Source organism: Mitsuaria sp. BK037, assembly GCF_014193045.1.
Classification (GTDB): domain Bacteria; phylum Pseudomonadota; class Gammaproteobacteria; order Burkholderiales; family Burkholderiaceae_C; genus Roseateles.
Window position 1 is genome coordinate 191,817 of record NZ_JACHYS010000001.1, and the last position, 15,415, is coordinate 207,231.

Genomic DNA, 15,415 nt, shown 5'->3' on the forward strand with positions numbered 1-15,415 from the left:
CCCATGAAAGGACGAACCGCCCGATGCAGGCCTTGCAGATCCTCGCCGGACCCCGTGCGCGCCAACGGCTGCGCGACCATGGCCTGCGCGCCGCCGACGTGCGCGCCGTGCCCGGCGCGGCCGGCGGCCCCAAGGGGCTGATCCTCAGCGCGCTCGACGCCCATCTGTTCGGGGAGTTCCTCCCGTCCGGCGGCCAGGAGGTGCACCTGCTGGGCGCCTCGATCGGCGCCTGGCGCATGGCCACCGCCTGCCTGAGCCGCGACGCCGCCGGTTGCCGCGCCGAGTTCGAGCGCCTCGCCCACGACTACGCCCACCAGGACTACGAGTCCGAGCCCGGCAAGCGCCCGAGCGCCGCGACCGTCACCCGCGCCTTCTCGCAGAAGCTGGCCGAGATCTTCGGCGGGCGCGAGGCCGAGGTGCTCGCCCATCCCCAGTTCCGGCTGCATGTGTTCACCTCGCGCGGGAAACATGTGCTCGGGCGGGAAGGGCGGCTGCGCACGCCGCTGGGCTACCTCGGCGCCTTCGCGGCCAATGCGATGTCGCGCCGCGCGATGGGCGCCTGGCTGGAGCGGGTGGTGTTCTCCGACAAGCGCTCGCCGCTGCCGATGCCGCTCGCCGATTACCGCAGCCATCAGGTCGCGCTGGACGCCGGCAACCTCAAGCCCAGCCTGCTGGCGAGCTGCTCCATCCCGTTCTGGCTGCAGGCCGTGCACGACATCGAAGGCGCGCCCGCCGGCGCCTACTGGGACGGCGGCATCACCGACTACCACCTGCACCTGAACTACGCGGCGATGGTGGGCGACGGCATCGCGCTCTATCCGCATTTCCAGTCGAGCGTGATTCCCGGATGGCTGGACAAGGCGCTCAAGCACCGGCACCGCACCAGCGCCTTCCTCGACAACGTCGTGCTGCTGACGCCCAACCCCGAGTGGGTGAAGACGCTGCCCAATGGCAAGCTGCCCGACCGCAACGACTTCCAGCGCTACCTGAACGACGTGCCGGGCCGCGCCCGCGACTGGCTGCGCGCGGTGCGCGAGGGCGAGCGCCTGCGCGACGAATTCCAGGAGGCCTGCAGCCGCCCGTCGCTCGACATCCAGGCGCTCTGAGCTACACTGCCGCCTTCATTTCTTTTTCCAACAAGGACCGGGAAAGGCGAATCGGTTATGACACCGCGGACTAGCACCTCCACTGCGAAGGTTTGAGCGGCCGCGGCTCGTCACGTCTTTTCCCCTGCTGTCCGGAAACAGTCAGCACCCCAGATCAAGCGCGGCAAGTGGCCGCGCTTTTTGTTTTCTGGAGTACCCGAACATGTCCCAAATTTCCATCCAACTGCCCGACGGTTCCAAGCGCGAGTTCCCGCAGCCGGTGACCGTCGCCGAGGTGGCCGCCTCGATCGGCACGGGCCTGGCCAAGGCCGCGCTGGCCGGCCGCGTCGGCGCGGGCGAGAACGCCCGGCTCGTCGACACGAGCTTCCTCATCGACCAGGACACGCAGCTGGCCATCGTCACGGACAAGGATCCGGACGGGCTGGAGGTGATCCGCCACTCGACGGCCCACCTGCTGGCCTACGCGGTCAAGGAGCTGTTCCCCGACGCCCAGGTCACGATCGGCCCGGTCATCGAACACGGCTTCTATTACGACTTCTCCTACAAGCGTCCGTTCACGCCCGAGGACCTCGCGGCGATCGAGGCCAAGATGGCCGAGCTCGCGAAAAAGGACGAGAAGGTGACGCGCTCGGTGCTGCCGCGCGACGAGGCGGTGCAGTACTTCAAGGGCATCGGCGAGGCCTACAAGGCCGAGATCATCGAGAGCATCCCGGCCGACCAGGACGTGTCGCTCTACGCCGAGGGCGGCTTCACCGACCTGTGCCGCGGCCCGCACGTCCCGTCCACCGGCAAGCTCAAGTTCTTCAAGCTGATGAAGGTGGCGGGCGCCTACTGGCGCGGCGACCACCGCAACGAGCAGCTCCAGCGCATCTACGGCACGGCCTGGGCGACGAAGGACGACCTGGCCAACTACCTGCGCATGCTCGAGGAAGCCGAGAAGCGCGACCACCGCAAGCTCGGCAAGGAGCTGGAGCTCTTCCACATCGACGAGCACGCGCCGGGCGTGGTGTTCTGGCATCCCAAGGGCTGGACGGTGTGGCAGGAAGTCGAGCAGTACATGCGCCGCGTGTACCGCGACAACGGCTACCAGGAAGTGAAGGGCCCGCAGCTGCTCGACAAGACGCTGTGGGAGGCCACGGGCCACTGGGACAAGTACCGCGACAACATGTTCACGACGGAATCGGAGAAGCGCGATTACGCGCTCAAGCCGATGAACTGTCCCGGTCACATCCTGATCTTCAAGCACGGCATCAAGAGCTACCGCGATCTGCCGCTGCGCTTCGGCGAGTTCGGCCAGTGCCATCGCAACGAGCCCACGGGCGGCCTGCACGGCATCATGCGCGTGCGCGGCTTCACGCAGGACGACGGCCACATCTTCTGCACGGAAGACCAGATCCTGGCCGAATGCGTGGCGTACACGGCACTGTTGCAGAAGGTCTACAAGGACTTCGGTTTCGAGAACATCATCTACAAGGTCGCGACGCGCCCCGAGGCGCGCATCGGCTCCGATGAGGTCTGGGACAAGGCCGAGTTCGCGCTGATGGAGTCGCTGCGCGCCTCCGGCGTGGAATTCATCATCGCCCCCGGCGATGGCGCCTTCTACGGTCCGAAGATCGAATACACGCTCAAGGACGCGATCGGCCGCCAGTGGCAGTGCGGCACGATGCAGGTCGACTTCTCGATGCCGGGCCGCCTGGGTGCCGAGTACGTCGGCGAGGACGGCGAGCGCCGCACGCCCGTGATGCTGCATCGCGCGATCGTCGGCAGCCTGGAGCGTTTCATCGGCATCCTGATCGAGCAGCACGCCGGCGCGCTGCCCGTCTGGCTGGCGCCGACGCAGGTGGTTGTCGCGAATATCACGGACGCCCAGGCGGATTACGTTTCAGACATTGTGAAATCGCTGCAAAAACAAGGGCTTAGGGTCCAGGCCGATTTGCGCAATGAAAAGATCACGTATAAAATCCGCGAGCATTCGCTGCAAAAAGTCCCGTTCATCCTCGTCGTCGGCGACAAGGAAAAGGCGAACGGCGCGGTTGCAGTGCGCGCCCGAGGCAACCAGGATCTGGGCGTGATGTCGCTGGAGGACTTCGTCTCGAAGCTCTCGACGGCCATCGCGGACAAAGCCTGAGTCGGGCGCTTTTTGCGTTTATTGATCTCTTCGGACCCTTGCCAAGGCCCGTTTAAAGGTAACCACCATCGCTACTTTTGCTGACCGTCGTGCGATTCCGGAGCGCAAGCACCGCCTGAACCGCGAAATCACCGCTTCCGAAGTCCGTCTGAATGGCCCGGAGAACGAGCCGATCGGCATCGTCTCGATCCAGGAAGCGCTCCGGATGGCCGGTGACCTGGACGTCGATCTGGTTGAGATTGCCGCGACAGCGGTCCCGCCGGTCTGCCGGTTGATGGACTACGGCAAGTTCAAGTACCAGGAGCAGAAGCGCGCGGCGGAAGCCAAGTCCAAGCAGAAGGTCATCGAGGTCAAGGAAGTCAAGTTCCGTCCGGGCACGGACGAAGGCGACTACCAGATCAAGATGCGCAACCTGCGCCGCTTCATCGCGGAGGACGGCGACAAGGGCAAAGTCACGCTGCGCTACCGCGGTCGCGAGATCACCCACCAGGACATCGGCATGCGCATGCTCGAACGCATCCGCGATGAACTGGCGGACGTGGCGGTGGTGGAGCACATGCCCAAGCTCGAAGGTCGTCAGATGATCATGGTGCTGGCGCCGAAGAAGCGCAGCTGATGCGCCGGGCCGGCCCGCGGGTCGGCCCTCACCTCGCAAGGGGTGCAAACAGAACCGGGCTGCGGCCCGGTTCTGTTTGCAAGGCGTTGTTCTTGCAGACCTGGCCTGTCGATCTGGTCGTCGACAGGCTCATTAGTCTCCTGCAGGCCAGGCAAGTACTCCGGAACCCGGGGTCGCCTGCAGGGACGCACATAGAAGGAGCAGTCATGCCCAAGATGAAGACCAAGAGCAGCGCGAAAAAGCGTTTTCGCGTTCGTCCGGGTGGCACCGTCAAGCGCGGTCAGGCGTTCAAGCGCCACATCCTGACCAAGAAGACCACGAAGAACAAGCGCCAGCTGCGTGGCGCCACGACCGTGCATGAGACCAACATGGGCCACATCGCCGCGATGCTGCCCACCGCTGGTCTGTAATCCAGCAGTAGACAAGGAGATACAACATGCCTCGCGTCAAACGTGGTGTCACCGCACGTGCTCGTCACAAGAAGGTCCTGGCTCTGGCCAAGGGCTTCCGTGGTCGTCGCAAGAACGTCTTCCGCATCGCCAAGCAGGCGGTGATGAAGGCGGGCCAGTACGCCTACCGTGACCGCCGTGCCAAGAAGCGCGTGTTCCGCCAGCTGTGGATTGCCCGTATCAACGCGGCAAGCCGTGGCCTGGGTCTGAGCTACAGCAAGTTCGTGGCCGGCCTGAAGAAGGCCCAGATCGACATCGACCGCAAGGTCCTGGCCGATCTCGCCGTCAACGATCCTGCTGGTTTTGCCAGCATCTTCGCCAAGGTGAAGGCCGCTCTGGCTTAATTGCCAAGGTCCGTTTGCGGGTGCTCGCCCGTGGACGGACTGGCAACTCCGGCGTTGCCGGAGTCGCCCTTTTCAAAGGCCGACACCCTGGTGTTCGGCCTTTTTTCATTCCGGCGCGGTGGTGCGATGTTCGCCATTTCACTGTCGCGCCCTTCGATTTCCGCCAACGACGCCAGATGCCGCATCGGCGCCCCGCGATGAACGACCTCGATCAACTGCTGCAACAGGCCACCGGCGATTTCGCCGCCGCCACGACTCCCGCTGACCTGGAGAACGCCAAGGCCCGCTTCCTGGGCAAGACCGGCCAGGTCACCGAGCTGATGAAGGGCATGGCCGCGCTGTCCGTCGAGGAGAAGAAGACCCGCGGCGCGCAGATCAACCAGCTCAAGCAGGGCATCGAGGCCGCGCTGACCGCGCGTCGCCAGGCGCTGGCGGATGCCGAACTCGAGAAGCAGCTCAAGGCCGAGGCGCTGGACGTGACGCTGCCCGGTCGCCAGCGCGGCACCGGCGGCCTGCACCCGATCACGCGGGCGATGGAGCGCATCGAGGCCATCTTCGGCTCGATGGGCTTCGACGTGGCCGACGGCCCGGAAATCGAGAACGACTGGTTCAACTTCACCGCGCTGAACACGCCCGAGGACCATCCGGCCCGCTCGATGCATGACACCTTCTACATCGAAGGGGGCCATGTCTTGCGCACGCACACCAGCCCGATGCAGATCCGCTACGCGGTGCAGCACGTCAAGAAGCATCGTGCGCTGATTGACGCCGGCCAGCCGATGCCCGAGATCCGCGTGATCGCGCCGGGCCGCACCTACCGCGTCGACAGCGACGCGACGCATTCGCCGATGTTCCACCAGGTCGAGGGCCTGTGGGTCGGCGAGAACATCAGCTTCAAGGACCTCAAGTCCGTCTACGTGAACTTCATGCAGCAGTTCTTCGAGACGACGGACATGGAGATCCGTTTCCGCCCCAGCTACTTCCCGTTCACCGAGCCCAGCGCCGAGATCGACATGATGTTCGGCTCCGGTCCGCTCAAGGGCCGCTGGCTGGAGGTGTCGGGCTCGGGCCAGGTGCACCCGCAGGTGATCCGCAACATGGGCCTCGATCCCGAGCGCTACATCGGCTTCGCCTTCGGCTCGGGCATCGACCGCCTGGCCATGCTGCGCTACGGCGTCAATGACCTGCGCCTGTTCTTCGACGGCGACCTGCGCTTCCTGTCGCAGTTCAAGTAAGCACGGCTGTCAGTCGCCTAGAGAGCAAGAGAGAAACACATGCAATTCCCTGAGAGCTGGCTGCGGGCCTTCTGCAATCCCGCGCTGAACACGCAAGAACTGGCCGAGCTGCTGACCATGTCCGGCCTGGAGGTCGAAGAGCTGCGCCCGGTGGCGCCGCCGTTCCACGGCATCGTCGTGGCGGAGATCGTCGAAGCCTTGCAGCATCCCGACGCGGACCGCCTGCGCGTGTGCAAGGTCAACGCCGGCGGCCCCGAGCTGCTGCAGATCGTCTGCGGCGCGCCGAACGCGCGCGTGGGCATCCGCGTGCCGCTGGCCACGATCGGCGCCGAGCTGCCCCCGGGCGAGGACGGCAAGCCCTTCAAGATCGGCAAGGGCAAGCTGCGCGGCGTCGAGAGCTTCGGCATGCTGTGCTCGGCCCGCGAGCTGAAGCTGTCCGAGGACCATGGCGGCCTGCTCGAGCTGGCCGCGGACGCGCCGCTGGGCGAGGACATCCGCAAGCACCTGAACCTGGACGACACGCTGTTCACGCTGAAGCTGACGCCGAACCTGGCGCACGCGCTGAGCGTCTACGGCATCGCCCGTGAAGTGGCCGCACTGACCGGCGCGCCGCTGATCGCGCCGGAGATCCAGCCCGCCGCCGTCGCCAACGACGCCAAGCTGCCGGTGCGCATCGAGGCGCCGGACCTGTGCGGACGCTTCTCGGGCCGCGTGATCCGCAACGTCGACACGAAGGCCAAGACCCCGCAGTGGATGGTCGACCGCCTGGCCCGCTGCGGCCAGCGCTCGGTGTCGCCGCTGGTGGACATCTCGAACTACGTGATGTTCGAGCTGGGCCGCCCGTCCCACATCTTCGACCTGGACAAGATCCATGGCGAACTGATCGTGCGCTGGGGCAGGAAGGGGGAGCAGCTCAAGCTGCTCAACGGCAACACCATCGAGGTCGACGAGCAGGTCGGCGTGATCGCCGATCGCGAGGAGGTCGAGTCGCTGGCCGGCATCATGGGCGGCGACGCCACCGCCGTCTCCGACGACACGAAGCACATCTATGTCGAGGCCGCGTTCTGGTGGCCGAAGGCGGTGATGGGGCGCTCGCGCCGCTACAACTTCTCGACCGACGCCGGCCATCGCTTCGAGCGCGGCGTCGATCCGGCCGGCACCGTCGATCACATCGAGCGCATCACGCAGCTGATCCTGTCCATCTGCGGCGGCCCGGAAACGACGTGCGGCCCGATGGACGACCAGACCACGCAACTGCCCGAGCGCAAGCCGGTCGCGCTGCGCGTCGAGCGCGCCGCCAAGGTCATCGGCATGCCGGTCACGCAGGCCGACTGCGAAGGCGTGTTCCAGCGCCTGGGTCTGGCGTTCACGTCGGCGCCGGGCGTGATCACGGTGACGCCGCCGTCGTTCCGCTTCGACCTGCAGATCGAGGAGGACCTGATCGAGGAAGTCATCCGCGTGCTGGGTTATCCGAAGCTGCCGTCGACGCCGCCGCTGGCGCCGGTGGTCGGCAAGGTGCGCACCGAATCGCGCCGCGCGACGCACGCGCTGCGTCACGCGATGGCCGGCCTGGGTTACTTCGAGACCATCAACTTCAGCTTCGTCGAGGCGCGCTGGGAGCAGGAGCTCGCCGGCAACGCCAACCCGATCCAGCTGCTGAACCCGATCGCCGCGCCGCTGGCGGTGATGCGCACCTCGCTCATGGGCTCCCTCGTGCAGGTGTTGCGCAACAACCTGTCGCGCAAGGCGCCGCGCGTGCGCGTGTTCGAGATCGGCCGCGTGTTCCTGCGCGACGCCTCGGTGCAGGAAAGCGACACCACGATCGCCGGCATCGCGCAGCCGATGCGCCTGGCCGGCCTGGCCTGGGGGCCGGCGGACCAGCAGCAATGGGCGCAGAAGGACCGCGCCGTCGACTTCTTCGATGTGAAGGGCGACCTGGAAGCGCTGTTCGCGCCGCGCGCGCTGAGCTTCGAAGCGGCTGCCCATCCCGCGCTGCATCCGGGCCGCAGCGCCCGTGTGCTGCTGGACGGTGTCGAGATCGGCGTGATCGGCGAGCTGCATCCGAAGTGGCGCCAGGGCTACGAACTGCCGTCGGCGCCGGTGCTGTTCGAGCTGTCGCTGGACGCGGTGCTGGCGCGCACGCTGCCGCAGGGCCAGGGCGTGCCGCGCCTGCAGGCGGTGCAACGCGATCTGGCGCTGATCGTCAATGAGCAGGTGACCTATGCCTCCCTCATGCGGGCGATCGAATCCAGCGGCGAAGCCCTGGTACGCTCGGCGCGTCTGTTCGACGTCTTCAAGCCCGCCCAGCCGACGGCGGAGCTGCAGGCGGGCGAACGCAGCCTGGCCGTGCGCCTGGAGCTGCTCGATGACGAGAACACGCTGACCGACGAACGCATCGAGCAGGCGGTGGCGAAGGTGGTGACGCAGCTGGGCGAACGCCTGGGCGCGCGCCTGCGGGGCTGAGGGGGAGGGGAGGATGTCGATGAACGATGACGATCTGAAGGAGCAGGCGCGGGTGCTGCTCGGCAGCCTGGAGACGCCCACGCTGACCAAGGCCGAGCTGGCGGAACTGCTGTTCGACAAGCTCGGCCTGAACAAGCGCGAGTCCAAGGACATGGTCGAGGCCTTCTTCGACATCATTCATCAGAGCCTGTCCAGCGGCCGCGAGGTGAAGCTGTCGGGCTTCGGCAACTTCAACATCCGGCGCAAGGCGCCCAGACCCGGCCGCAACCCGCGCACCGGCGAAGCGATCCCCATCAAGGCCCGCAACGTCGTGACGTTTCATGCGAGTCACAAATTGAAAGAAGCGGTCCAGGGCAACACGCCGACGGGCAGTGACTTCGAGTAGAGTCTGACCCTTCCCGCCGCCGCCGGAGCCGCTGATCCCCATGGACGTCCAGCTTCCCGCCATTCCCGCCAAGCGCTACTTCACCATCGGTGAGGTGAGCGAGCTGTGCGGCGTGAAGCCCTATGTCCTGCGTTACTGGGAACAGGAATTCACGCAGCTCAAGCCGATGAAGCGGCGGGGCAACCGGCGCTATTACCAGCACCATGAGGTGCTGCTCATCCGCCGCATCCGCGATCTGCTCTACGACCAGGGCTTCACGATCAGCGGCGCGCGCAATCAATTGACCGATGCCGGCAGCCATGCCGCCAACGCGCAGGAGTTCCGCGCGGAAGCGCTTGCATCGGCGCAGCTCGAGGCCTACCGCGATCACCGCGAAGCGTCGCGCGCGCTCGCCGCGGACTTCGCCGACGGCGCGGCGCACACCACGGTGTCGCTCGAGAAGCTGACGCTGGAGCAGGTGCGCGACGAGCTGTTGGCGATTCGAGAGAGTTTGCTTGCATGAGCCGCAAAATTGCGTATAGAATCTGAGGCTTCGTCGGGGTGTAGCGCAGCCTGGTAGCGCACTTGCATGGGGTGCAAGGGGTCGCGAGTTCGAATCCCGCCACCCCGACCATTAATAAGAAGAATCGGAAAGCCCGGTACCGCAAGGTGCCGGGCTTTTTGCTTTCCGGCGCTTGCGCTTTGAAGGGACCAAGGGCCCCAGACCCATCCAAGGCCGCAGCGCGTTCACGCGCATCGCCACGAGCGCGGCGAGCAGGCAGCCGAGCGCGGTGATCGCCACCAGCGCGAACGCTTCCAGCGCCAGCGGCCAGTGCAGCGGCGCCAGCAGGTGGCCCGCGATGACCGTCACCGTCTGGTGGACCAAATAGAACGGGAACACCGCCAGCGTCAGCCAGCGCAGCATTGGCGAATCGCGCTCGGCGAACCACTGCCGGCCGAAGCCCATCACTGCCACGATCGGCAGCCACTGCTTGCCGGCGTTGAGCGCGCGCAGCGCCATCAACAGCGCGTCCGGGAAATCCTCGCCATGGGCCTGGCGCCACGCGCTCCTGATCGCTTCCGAGAGCCCCTGCACGGCGATGTAGCCCAGCAGCGCCGCCCAGCGCCAGCGGCGCGCGGCGGCCCAGGCGCCGTGCCGGTCGTCGCGCGACCCGAACAGCGCAAAGCCCAGCAGGAACATCGCGGCGTACACGCCATGCTGGTAGCCGTCGTGGAGCAGGTCGTGGGTGGTGGGGAAGCGCTCGAGCAGGTGCTGGCGCAGCAGCGCGAAGACCAGCCAGGGGACCCAGAGCAGCCGGCCGCCGGCCACCAGCCGCCCCCATGCCGGATGCGCGAGCACTCGGCGCCCCCCGGGCAGCATCAGCGCCAGCAGCACCAGCACGGTGTAGGTCCAGAGGTAGGGCAGGAACCAGAGGTGGTTCCAGGTCGGCAGCGCCAGGCAGTCGTCGCCGCGGCAGAAGCCGTGATACGCCTGGAAATAGAGCTTCAGGAAATCCAGGTAGCTGCCGCTGTAATGGAGCTTCTCGACCACCTCGAGGTAGGCCTGCGGCGGCACGATCACCGCCATCCCGAACAGCAGCGGCAGCAGCAGGCGCTGGCTGCGCGTGGCGAGCAGCGCGCCGGGGCGGTCGGCGCGTTCCGCCATCAAGGCGGTCGCCGCGCCCGAGATCACGAACAGCAGCGACATCCGCCAGGGGTTGAGCCACAGCATCCAGGCCTCGAGCGCCGGGACGAGCCGCGGCGACTTCACATGCCAATCCCAGCTCACGTAGAACATGCCCGAGTGGTAGAGGATGAGCAGCGCGAAGGCGATCACGCGCAGCCAGTCCAGCTCGGTCAGGCGGGACGATCCAAGGGGCGCTCCGAGGGGCGACCCCGTTCGGGGGAGGGCGAGGGAGGGGGTGTTCATGGCGACCAGCATCGGTGCCGGGGCCGGGCGCGGCGCCGGAATGTGACGAGCCGCCCCCGCGCGGTGACGATCCGCCCCGTCCCAGGGGCGGCGATCGGCCGCCACCGCGCCGCGCCCGCCTACACTGCGCCGCCATGACCGAGGACAAGTGGCTGCGGCTGTACCTGACCCATCGGCGCTGGGCGGAGCGCGGCGCATGGGCCTTGCTGCTGCTCGGCTCCGCGATCGCCAACACGATCACCACCAACCTCGACATCCGTCGCGCCGGCCTCGCCTTCGAGGCCTGGGAGCCGGCGGTCTGGGAGTTCTCCAGCGCCATCCTCTGGCTGATCCTGATTCCCTGGATCCTGCGCGCCGCCGACACCCGGCCGCTGCGCTGGGGCCAGCTGCGCCGCCATCTGCCATGGCACCTGCTGTTCGCGCTGATCACCAGCCTGGCGCATGTCCTGGGCATGGTGGCGCTGCGCAAACTGGCCTATGCGACGCAGGACGCGCATTACGACTTCGGCGACTGGCCGCTCGAGCTGGTCTACGAGGCCCTCAAGGACGTGCGCAGCTATGCCTTCATCCTGCTGATCGCCAGCGCCTACCGCTTGTTCGTCTGGCGCTGGCAGGGGGAAGCGAGCGTGCCAGTCCCCGCCCCCGACAGCGGGCCCGCACCGGCGCCCAGCAGCGAGCCCGCGGCTGCGCCCGCCGCGCTGCCCGAGCGCCTGCTGGTGAAGAAGCTCGGCAACGAATTCCTGTTGCCGGTGGACGAGATCGAGTGGGTGCAGGCCTGCGGCAACTACGTCAACCTGCATCGCCAGTCCCACGACTATCCGCTGCGCAGCAGCCTGGGCGCGTTCGAGCAGCGCCTCGATCCGGCGGTCTTCGTGCGGGTCCATCGCAGCTACCTGGTGCGGCTGCGGCTGATCGAGGCCATCGAGCCCACCGAGTCCGGCGATGCTCACCTGCGCCTGCGCGACGGCAGCCGCGTGCCCTGCAGCCGCACCTATCTGGAGCGGCTGCGGCAGCGTCTTGTCTGACGGGGCGATCTCCTGTCCGCCGAGTTCACCGGACCGCCCCCGCGCGGCTATGCTCTGACCCCAATGGACGCCCCCCTGGATTCCCCCGCCGCCGCCGACCCGTCGCCGCGCCTGCTGCGCGAGCCCGGTGAAGGCGGCCGCGTGCGGGCGCGGCTGGAGGGCGACTGGACGCTGCTCGCGCTGCGCGAGCGGGTCGAGGCGCTGCGGGGCGAGCTTGGCGAGGTGCCGACCGCGAACGTTTCCTGGGACCTGAGCGCGGTGCGGCGGCTCGATCCGACCGGCGCGCTGCTGCTGTGGCAGGCCTGGGGGCGCCGCCAGCCCGAGGACCTGCGATGGCCGCCAGCGCCGATGAAGGACATGTTCCAGGCGCTGTTCGCGCGCCTGGGCAGCAAGCAGGGCAAGCCGGCGCGACCGCCGCGGATCCAGAACGTCCGCCAGTTCGGGCAAGGCCTGCTGAACCTGGCGAGCCACCTGCTCGACGCGGTCGCGCTGCTGGGGCAGGTGACCCGCGACCTGGGCACGCTGGCGCGCCATCCCAACCTGATCGCGTGGAAGGACATCTCCGCGCACCTGTACCGCAGCGGCGCGCAGGCGCTGGGCATCACCGCGCTGGTGGGCGTGCTGGTGGGCATCACGCTGTCCTACCTGACCGCCAAGCAGCTGCAGAGCTATGGCGCCGACATCTACGTCATCAACATCCTGGGCATCAGCGTCTGGCGCGAGCTCGGACCGCTGCTGGCGGCCATCCTGGTGGCCGGGCGCAGCGGCTCGGCGATGACCGCGCAGCTGGGCGTGATGCGGGTGACGCAGGAGCTGGACGCGCTGTCGGTGATGGGCATCTCCCACACGATCCGACTGGTGCTGCCCAAGATGGCGGCGCTGGCACTGTCCTTGCCCCTGGTGATGACCTGGACCAGCTGCATGGTGCTGCTGGGCGGCATGGTGGCCGCGCGGGCGACGCTGGGGCTGGACTACGTGCAGTTCCTGCAGGGCCTGCCCGCCGCGGTGCCGGTGGCCAACCTGTGGCTGGGGCTGTCCAAGTCCGCGGTGTTCGGGCTGATGATCGCGTTCGTCGCCTGCCACTTCGGCCTGCGGATCAAGCCCAACAGCGAAAGCCTGGGGACCGGCACCACCGATTCGGTGGTGAGCGCGATCACCGTGGTCATCATCGTGGATGCGATCTTCGCGGTGATGTTCTCCGACGTGGGACTGAAGCAATGAACGAGTGCATCGAACCCGGTCCGGCCGAAGCGGTCGACGCGCTGGAGGTCCAGGCCGGCGATCCCGTGATCGAGGTGCGCCACGTGGGCACGGTGCTCGGCGGCGTGCGCATCCACAAGGACCTGAACCTGACCGTCACGGCCGGCGAGGTGCTGGGCATCATCGGCGGCTCGGGCAGCGGCAAGACCACGCTGCTGCGCCTGATGCTGGGCCTGGAGCGCCCCAGCGAGGGCGAGGTGCTGGTCTTCGGCCAGAAGCTGGGCAAGTGCGAGGCGACCGACCTGGCGCGGGTGCGGCACCGCTGGGGCGTGCTGTTCCAGCAGGGCGCGCTGTTCTCCGCGCTGACCGTGTTCGACAACATCGCGCTGCCGCTGCGCGAGCTCAAGAGCCTGCCCAAGGACCTGATCGCGGAGCTGGTGATGACCAAGCTCCAGCAGGTCGGCCTGAAGCCGGAGGACGGCATCAAGATGCCGGCCGAGCTTTCGGGCGGCATGGTCAAGCGGGTGTCGCTGGCGCGCTCGCTGATCATGGATCCGCAGCTGCTCTTCCTGGACGAGCCGACCGCGGGCCTGGACCCGGCGAGCTCCAAGGGCTTCGTGCAGCTGATCGAGAGCCTCAAGCGCGAGATGGCGCTGACGGTGGTGATGGTCACCCACGACGTGGACACGCTGTTCGCGATCGCCGACCGCGTGGCGGTGCTCGCGGACCAGCACCTGATCGCGCACGGCCCGCTGGAGCAGGTGGTGAACCAGCCGCATCCGTTCATCCGCAACTTCTTCCTCGGGCATGCGGAGCGCTGCGCCGCGGACAACCTGCGCAGTTACCGCGACGCGCTGCATCACCGGGACGAGCTGGCCGCCTGAACGCGGGGGCGGTGGGCTTCACCAGGACAACGACAAGAGGAATCGGGCGGGCACATGGAAAACAAGGCGCATGCATTGGCCACCGGGCTGTTCGTGCTGCTGCTGGGCGCGGTGCTGGTGGTGATCGTGCTGTGGTTCCGCGGCGACCGCGGCGACACGCAGACCTTCACCGTGGTCGCCGCCTCCGGCGTGCCGGGGCTCAACGTCAAGGCGCCGGTGAAGCTGCGCGGCGTGCAGATCGGCAAGGTGGATTCGATCCGCTTCGACCCGGCGCAGCCGCGCCAGATCCTTGTCGACATCGAGGTGGACTCGGACGCGCCGATCGCGCCGGGCACGCAGGCCAAGCTCGGTTACCAGGGCATCACCGGGCTGTCCTTCATCGACCTGGACGACGGCAGGGAGCCAGCGGATCCGCGGCAGAGCGTGCTGCAGACGCGGCGCATCCCGCTGGCGCCCGGTTTCCTCGACCAGCTGCAGGACGTCGGCCCGAAGCTGGCGGCCAGCGCGCTGGCGACGATGGACCGGATCCAGAAGGTGCTCAGCGACAGCAACCAGCAGCAGCTGTCGCAGACGCTGGCCCACCTGAACGAGGCCTCGGGCGAGCTCAACGCGCTGGTCAGGGAACTGCGCCCGACCGCGCAGGCGCTGCCCGCGCTGGTGAAGAACGCCGACGGGCTGGTGGTCGCCGGGCGCAGCACCCTGGGCAGCGTGGACACGCTCGCGAAGCAGGGCGGCGCGCTGGTCGACGAATACAAGGGCAAGGCCGTCGCGATCGACCAACTGGGCGATGCGGCCGCGCAGCTGCAGCGCACGCTCCGGCGCGTGGAGCTGTCGCTGGTCGGCTCGGCGGACAAGCCGCGCCAGCGCGCGGTGCTGGACGACCTGTCGCAGGCCGCGCGGGCCCTGGAGCGCGCGGCGCAGAACATCGGCGACCAGCCGCAAAGCCTGATCCTCGGGCCCCGACCCGCGGAACCCGGCCCCGGCGAATCCGGCTTCGAGGCGGGAGCGAAGAAATGATCGAACGCGAAGAACTTCCCCGCACCGGCGGCGTGCGCCGCGCCTGGACGATCGGCGCCGCCGCGCTGGCCGTCGTGCTGATGGCCGCCTGCGGCAGTCGCGCGCCGGCGCCGACGCAGCGGGACCTCGGTCCCGTCCCCGCCTGGCCGGCGCAGGCGCCGCTGGCCAAGCGCGTCGAGCTGCAGGCGGTGACCGCGCCGGAGACCCTGCAGGGCACCGGCATCGCTTACCGGCTCGCGGACGCCGACCCGTACGCGCGGCGCGTCTATCGCGACTCGCGCTGGGCGGCGCCGCTGCCGGTGCTGGTGGCCACGCGGCTGCGCCAGCAGATCGCGCGCGCGCCGGTCGCGCCGGGCGCCGACCCGCAAGTGGTGATCGGCATCACGCTGGAGCTGGAGGAAAGCCTGCAGAGCTTCTCCAGCGCGTCGCGCAGCGAGGTGCAGGTGCGACTGATGGCGACGGCGGAGGACGGATCGCAGCGCGCGTTCGACCGCACCGAGCCGGCGGGCGGCAATGCCGAGGGCGCCGTGAAGGCGACCGCGGCGGCGGTGGATGCGCTGGCGCCGGAGATCGCGACGTGGGCGGCGAGCCTGTCGCCGCGGCCCACGCCGGCACGCGGCCGCCGCTGAGCCTCGCGCAACCCCATCCGCGGAG

At 68.2% G+C, this 15,415-nt stretch carries 15 protein-coding genes and 1 tRNA gene; 15 read left to right on the forward strand and 1 reads right to left on the reverse strand.

Annotation, left to right across the window (positions count from 1 at the left end; all coding sequences use genetic code 11):
* The first annotated feature begins 23 nt into the window (after window positions 1-23).
* The 10 genes from FHT37_RS00835 to FHT37_RS00880 all read left to right on the forward strand — a co-directional run bounded on the left by FHT37_RS00835 (window position 24) and on the right by FHT37_RS00880 (window position 9,339).
* Window positions 24-1,106 carry a patatin-like phospholipase family protein gene (locus FHT37_RS00835; protein WP_091722648.1) on the forward strand — a complete coding sequence of 361 codons (1,083 nt, stop codon included), beginning with the start codon at window positions 24-26 and terminating at the stop codon, window positions 1,104-1,106.
* A gap of 202 nt (window positions 1,107-1,308) precedes the next feature.
* The gene (thrS, locus tag FHT37_RS00840; protein WP_147240695.1) at window positions 1,309-3,234 is read left to right on the forward strand and encodes a threonine--tRNA ligase; all 1,926 of its coding nucleotides are present in this window, start codon (window positions 1,309-1,311) and stop codon (window positions 3,232-3,234) included.
* A gap of 67 nt (window positions 3,235-3,301) precedes the next feature.
* The gene (gene infC, locus FHT37_RS00845; RefSeq protein ID WP_217648428.1) at window positions 3,302-3,850 is read left to right on the forward strand and encodes a translation initiation factor IF-3; all 549 of its coding nucleotides are present in this window, start codon (window positions 3,302-3,304) and stop codon (window positions 3,848-3,850) included.
* Window positions 3,851-4,056: 206 nt separating this feature from the next.
* A complete protein-coding gene (rpmI, locus tag FHT37_RS00850; protein ID WP_091722658.1) occupies window positions 4,057-4,260 on the forward strand; it encodes a 50S ribosomal protein L35 in 204 nt (67 codons plus the stop codon).
* A 26-nt stretch (window positions 4,261-4,286) separates the two neighbouring features.
* The gene (gene rplT / locus FHT37_RS00855; protein WP_058934277.1) at window positions 4,287-4,643 is read left to right on the forward strand and encodes a 50S ribosomal protein L20; all 357 of its coding nucleotides are present in this window, start codon (window positions 4,287-4,289) and stop codon (window positions 4,641-4,643) included.
* 197 nt (window positions 4,644-4,840) lie between these two features.
* A complete protein-coding gene (pheS, locus tag FHT37_RS00860) occupies window positions 4,841-5,878 on the forward strand; it encodes a phenylalanine--tRNA ligase subunit alpha (RefSeq protein WP_067062294.1) in 1,038 nt (345 codons plus the stop codon).
* Window positions 5,879-5,917: 39 nt separating this feature from the next.
* On the forward strand, window positions 5,918-8,341 hold the full coding sequence (pheT, locus tag FHT37_RS00865) for a phenylalanine--tRNA ligase subunit beta (RefSeq protein WP_183478506.1): 2,424 nt from the start codon (window positions 5,918-5,920) through the stop codon (window positions 8,339-8,341).
* Window positions 8,342-8,360: 19 nt separating this feature from the next.
* On the forward strand, window positions 8,361-8,726 hold the full coding sequence (locus FHT37_RS00870) for an integration host factor subunit alpha (RefSeq protein ID WP_091722666.1): 366 nt from the start codon (window positions 8,361-8,363) through the stop codon (window positions 8,724-8,726).
* 40 nt (window positions 8,727-8,766) lie between these two features.
* Window positions 8,767-9,228 (forward strand): MerR family transcriptional regulator, encoded by a 462-nt coding sequence (locus tag FHT37_RS00875; protein ID WP_091722670.1) that lies wholly within the window; start codon window positions 8,767-8,769, stop codon window positions 9,226-9,228.
* A gap of 34 nt (window positions 9,229-9,262) precedes the next feature.
* A tRNA-Pro gene (locus FHT37_RS00880) sits at window positions 9,263-9,339 on the forward strand.
* On the opposite strand, the gene FHT37_RS00885 is transcribed toward FHT37_RS00880, so the two are convergent.
* On the reverse strand, window positions 9,340-10,635 hold the full coding sequence (locus tag FHT37_RS00885; protein WP_183478507.1) for an acyltransferase family protein: 1,296 nt from the start codon (window positions 10,633-10,635) through the stop codon (window positions 9,340-9,342).
* A gap of 134 nt (window positions 10,636-10,769) precedes the next feature.
* Between FHT37_RS00885 and FHT37_RS00890 the strand changes: the two genes are divergently transcribed.
* From FHT37_RS00890 to FHT37_RS00910, 5 genes are all read left to right on the forward strand, one after another.
* A complete protein-coding gene (locus tag FHT37_RS00890; protein WP_183478508.1) occupies window positions 10,770-11,660 on the forward strand; it encodes a LytTR family DNA-binding domain-containing protein in 891 nt (296 codons plus the stop codon).
* Between the two features lie 63 nt (window positions 11,661-11,723).
* Window positions 11,724-12,881, forward strand: coding sequence for an ABC transporter permease (locus tag FHT37_RS00895; RefSeq protein WP_091722681.1), 1,158 nt, complete (start codon window positions 11,724-11,726; stop codon window positions 12,879-12,881).
* On the forward strand, window positions 12,878-13,744 hold the full coding sequence (locus FHT37_RS00900; RefSeq protein WP_091722684.1) for an ABC transporter ATP-binding protein: 867 nt from the start codon (window positions 12,878-12,880) through the stop codon (window positions 13,742-13,744). Before FHT37_RS00895 ends, FHT37_RS00900 begins: the two co-directional genes overlap by 4 nt.
* A 54-nt stretch (window positions 13,745-13,798) precedes the next feature.
* The gene (locus FHT37_RS00905; protein WP_183478509.1) at window positions 13,799-14,761 is read left to right on the forward strand and encodes an MlaD family protein; all 963 of its coding nucleotides are present in this window, start codon (window positions 13,799-13,801) and stop codon (window positions 14,759-14,761) included.
* Window positions 14,758-15,390, forward strand: coding sequence for an ABC-type transport auxiliary lipoprotein family protein (locus FHT37_RS00910; protein WP_183478510.1), 633 nt, complete (start codon window positions 14,758-14,760; stop codon window positions 15,388-15,390). Before FHT37_RS00905 ends, FHT37_RS00910 begins: the two co-directional genes overlap by 4 nt.
* Window positions 15,391-15,415: the final 25 nt, after the last annotated feature.

What these genes read in the sequence shown, in the direction of transcription:
- FHT37_RS00895 (WP_091722681.1), top strand. Translation starts at nt 11,724, where the DNA reads ATGGACGCCCCCCTGGATTCCCCCGCCGCCGCCGACCCGTCGCCGCGC.
- pheS (WP_067062294.1), top strand. Translation starts at nt 4,841, where the DNA reads ATGAACGACCTCGATCAACTGCTGCAACAGGCCACCGGCGATTTCGCC.
- rplT (WP_058934277.1), top strand. Translation starts at nt 4,287, where the DNA reads ATGCCTCGCGTCAAACGTGGTGTCACCGCACGTGCTCGTCACAAGAAG.
- FHT37_RS00910 (WP_183478510.1), top strand. Translation starts at nt 14,758, where the DNA reads ATGATCGAACGCGAAGAACTTCCCCGCACCGGCGGCGTGCGCCGCGCC.
- pheT (WP_183478506.1), top strand. Translation starts at nt 5,918, where the DNA reads ATGCAATTCCCTGAGAGCTGGCTGCGGGCCTTCTGCAATCCCGCGCTG.
- FHT37_RS00890 (WP_183478508.1), top strand. Translation starts at nt 10,770, where the DNA reads ATGACCGAGGACAAGTGGCTGCGGCTGTACCTGACCCATCGGCGCTGG.
- FHT37_RS00835 (WP_091722648.1), top strand. Translation starts at nt 24, where the DNA reads ATGCAGGCCTTGCAGATCCTCGCCGGACCCCGTGCGCGCCAACGGCTG.
- FHT37_RS00875 (WP_091722670.1), top strand. Translation starts at nt 8,767, where the DNA reads ATGGACGTCCAGCTTCCCGCCATTCCCGCCAAGCGCTACTTCACCATC.
- FHT37_RS00885 (WP_183478507.1), bottom strand. Translation starts at nt 10,635, where the DNA reads ATGAACACCCCCTCCCTCGCCCTCCCCCGAACGGGGTCGCCCCTCGGA.
- FHT37_RS00900 (WP_091722684.1), top strand. Translation starts at nt 12,878, where the DNA reads ATGAACGAGTGCATCGAACCCGGTCCGGCCGAAGCGGTCGACGCGCTG.
- rpmI (WP_091722658.1), top strand. Translation starts at nt 4,057, where the DNA reads ATGCCCAAGATGAAGACCAAGAGCAGCGCGAAAAAGCGTTTTCGCGTT.
- FHT37_RS00870 (WP_091722666.1), top strand. Translation starts at nt 8,361, where the DNA reads ATGAACGATGACGATCTGAAGGAGCAGGCGCGGGTGCTGCTCGGCAGC.
- FHT37_RS00905 (WP_183478509.1), top strand. Translation starts at nt 13,799, where the DNA reads ATGGAAAACAAGGCGCATGCATTGGCCACCGGGCTGTTCGTGCTGCTG.
- thrS (WP_147240695.1), top strand. Translation starts at nt 1,309, where the DNA reads ATGTCCCAAATTTCCATCCAACTGCCCGACGGTTCCAAGCGCGAGTTC.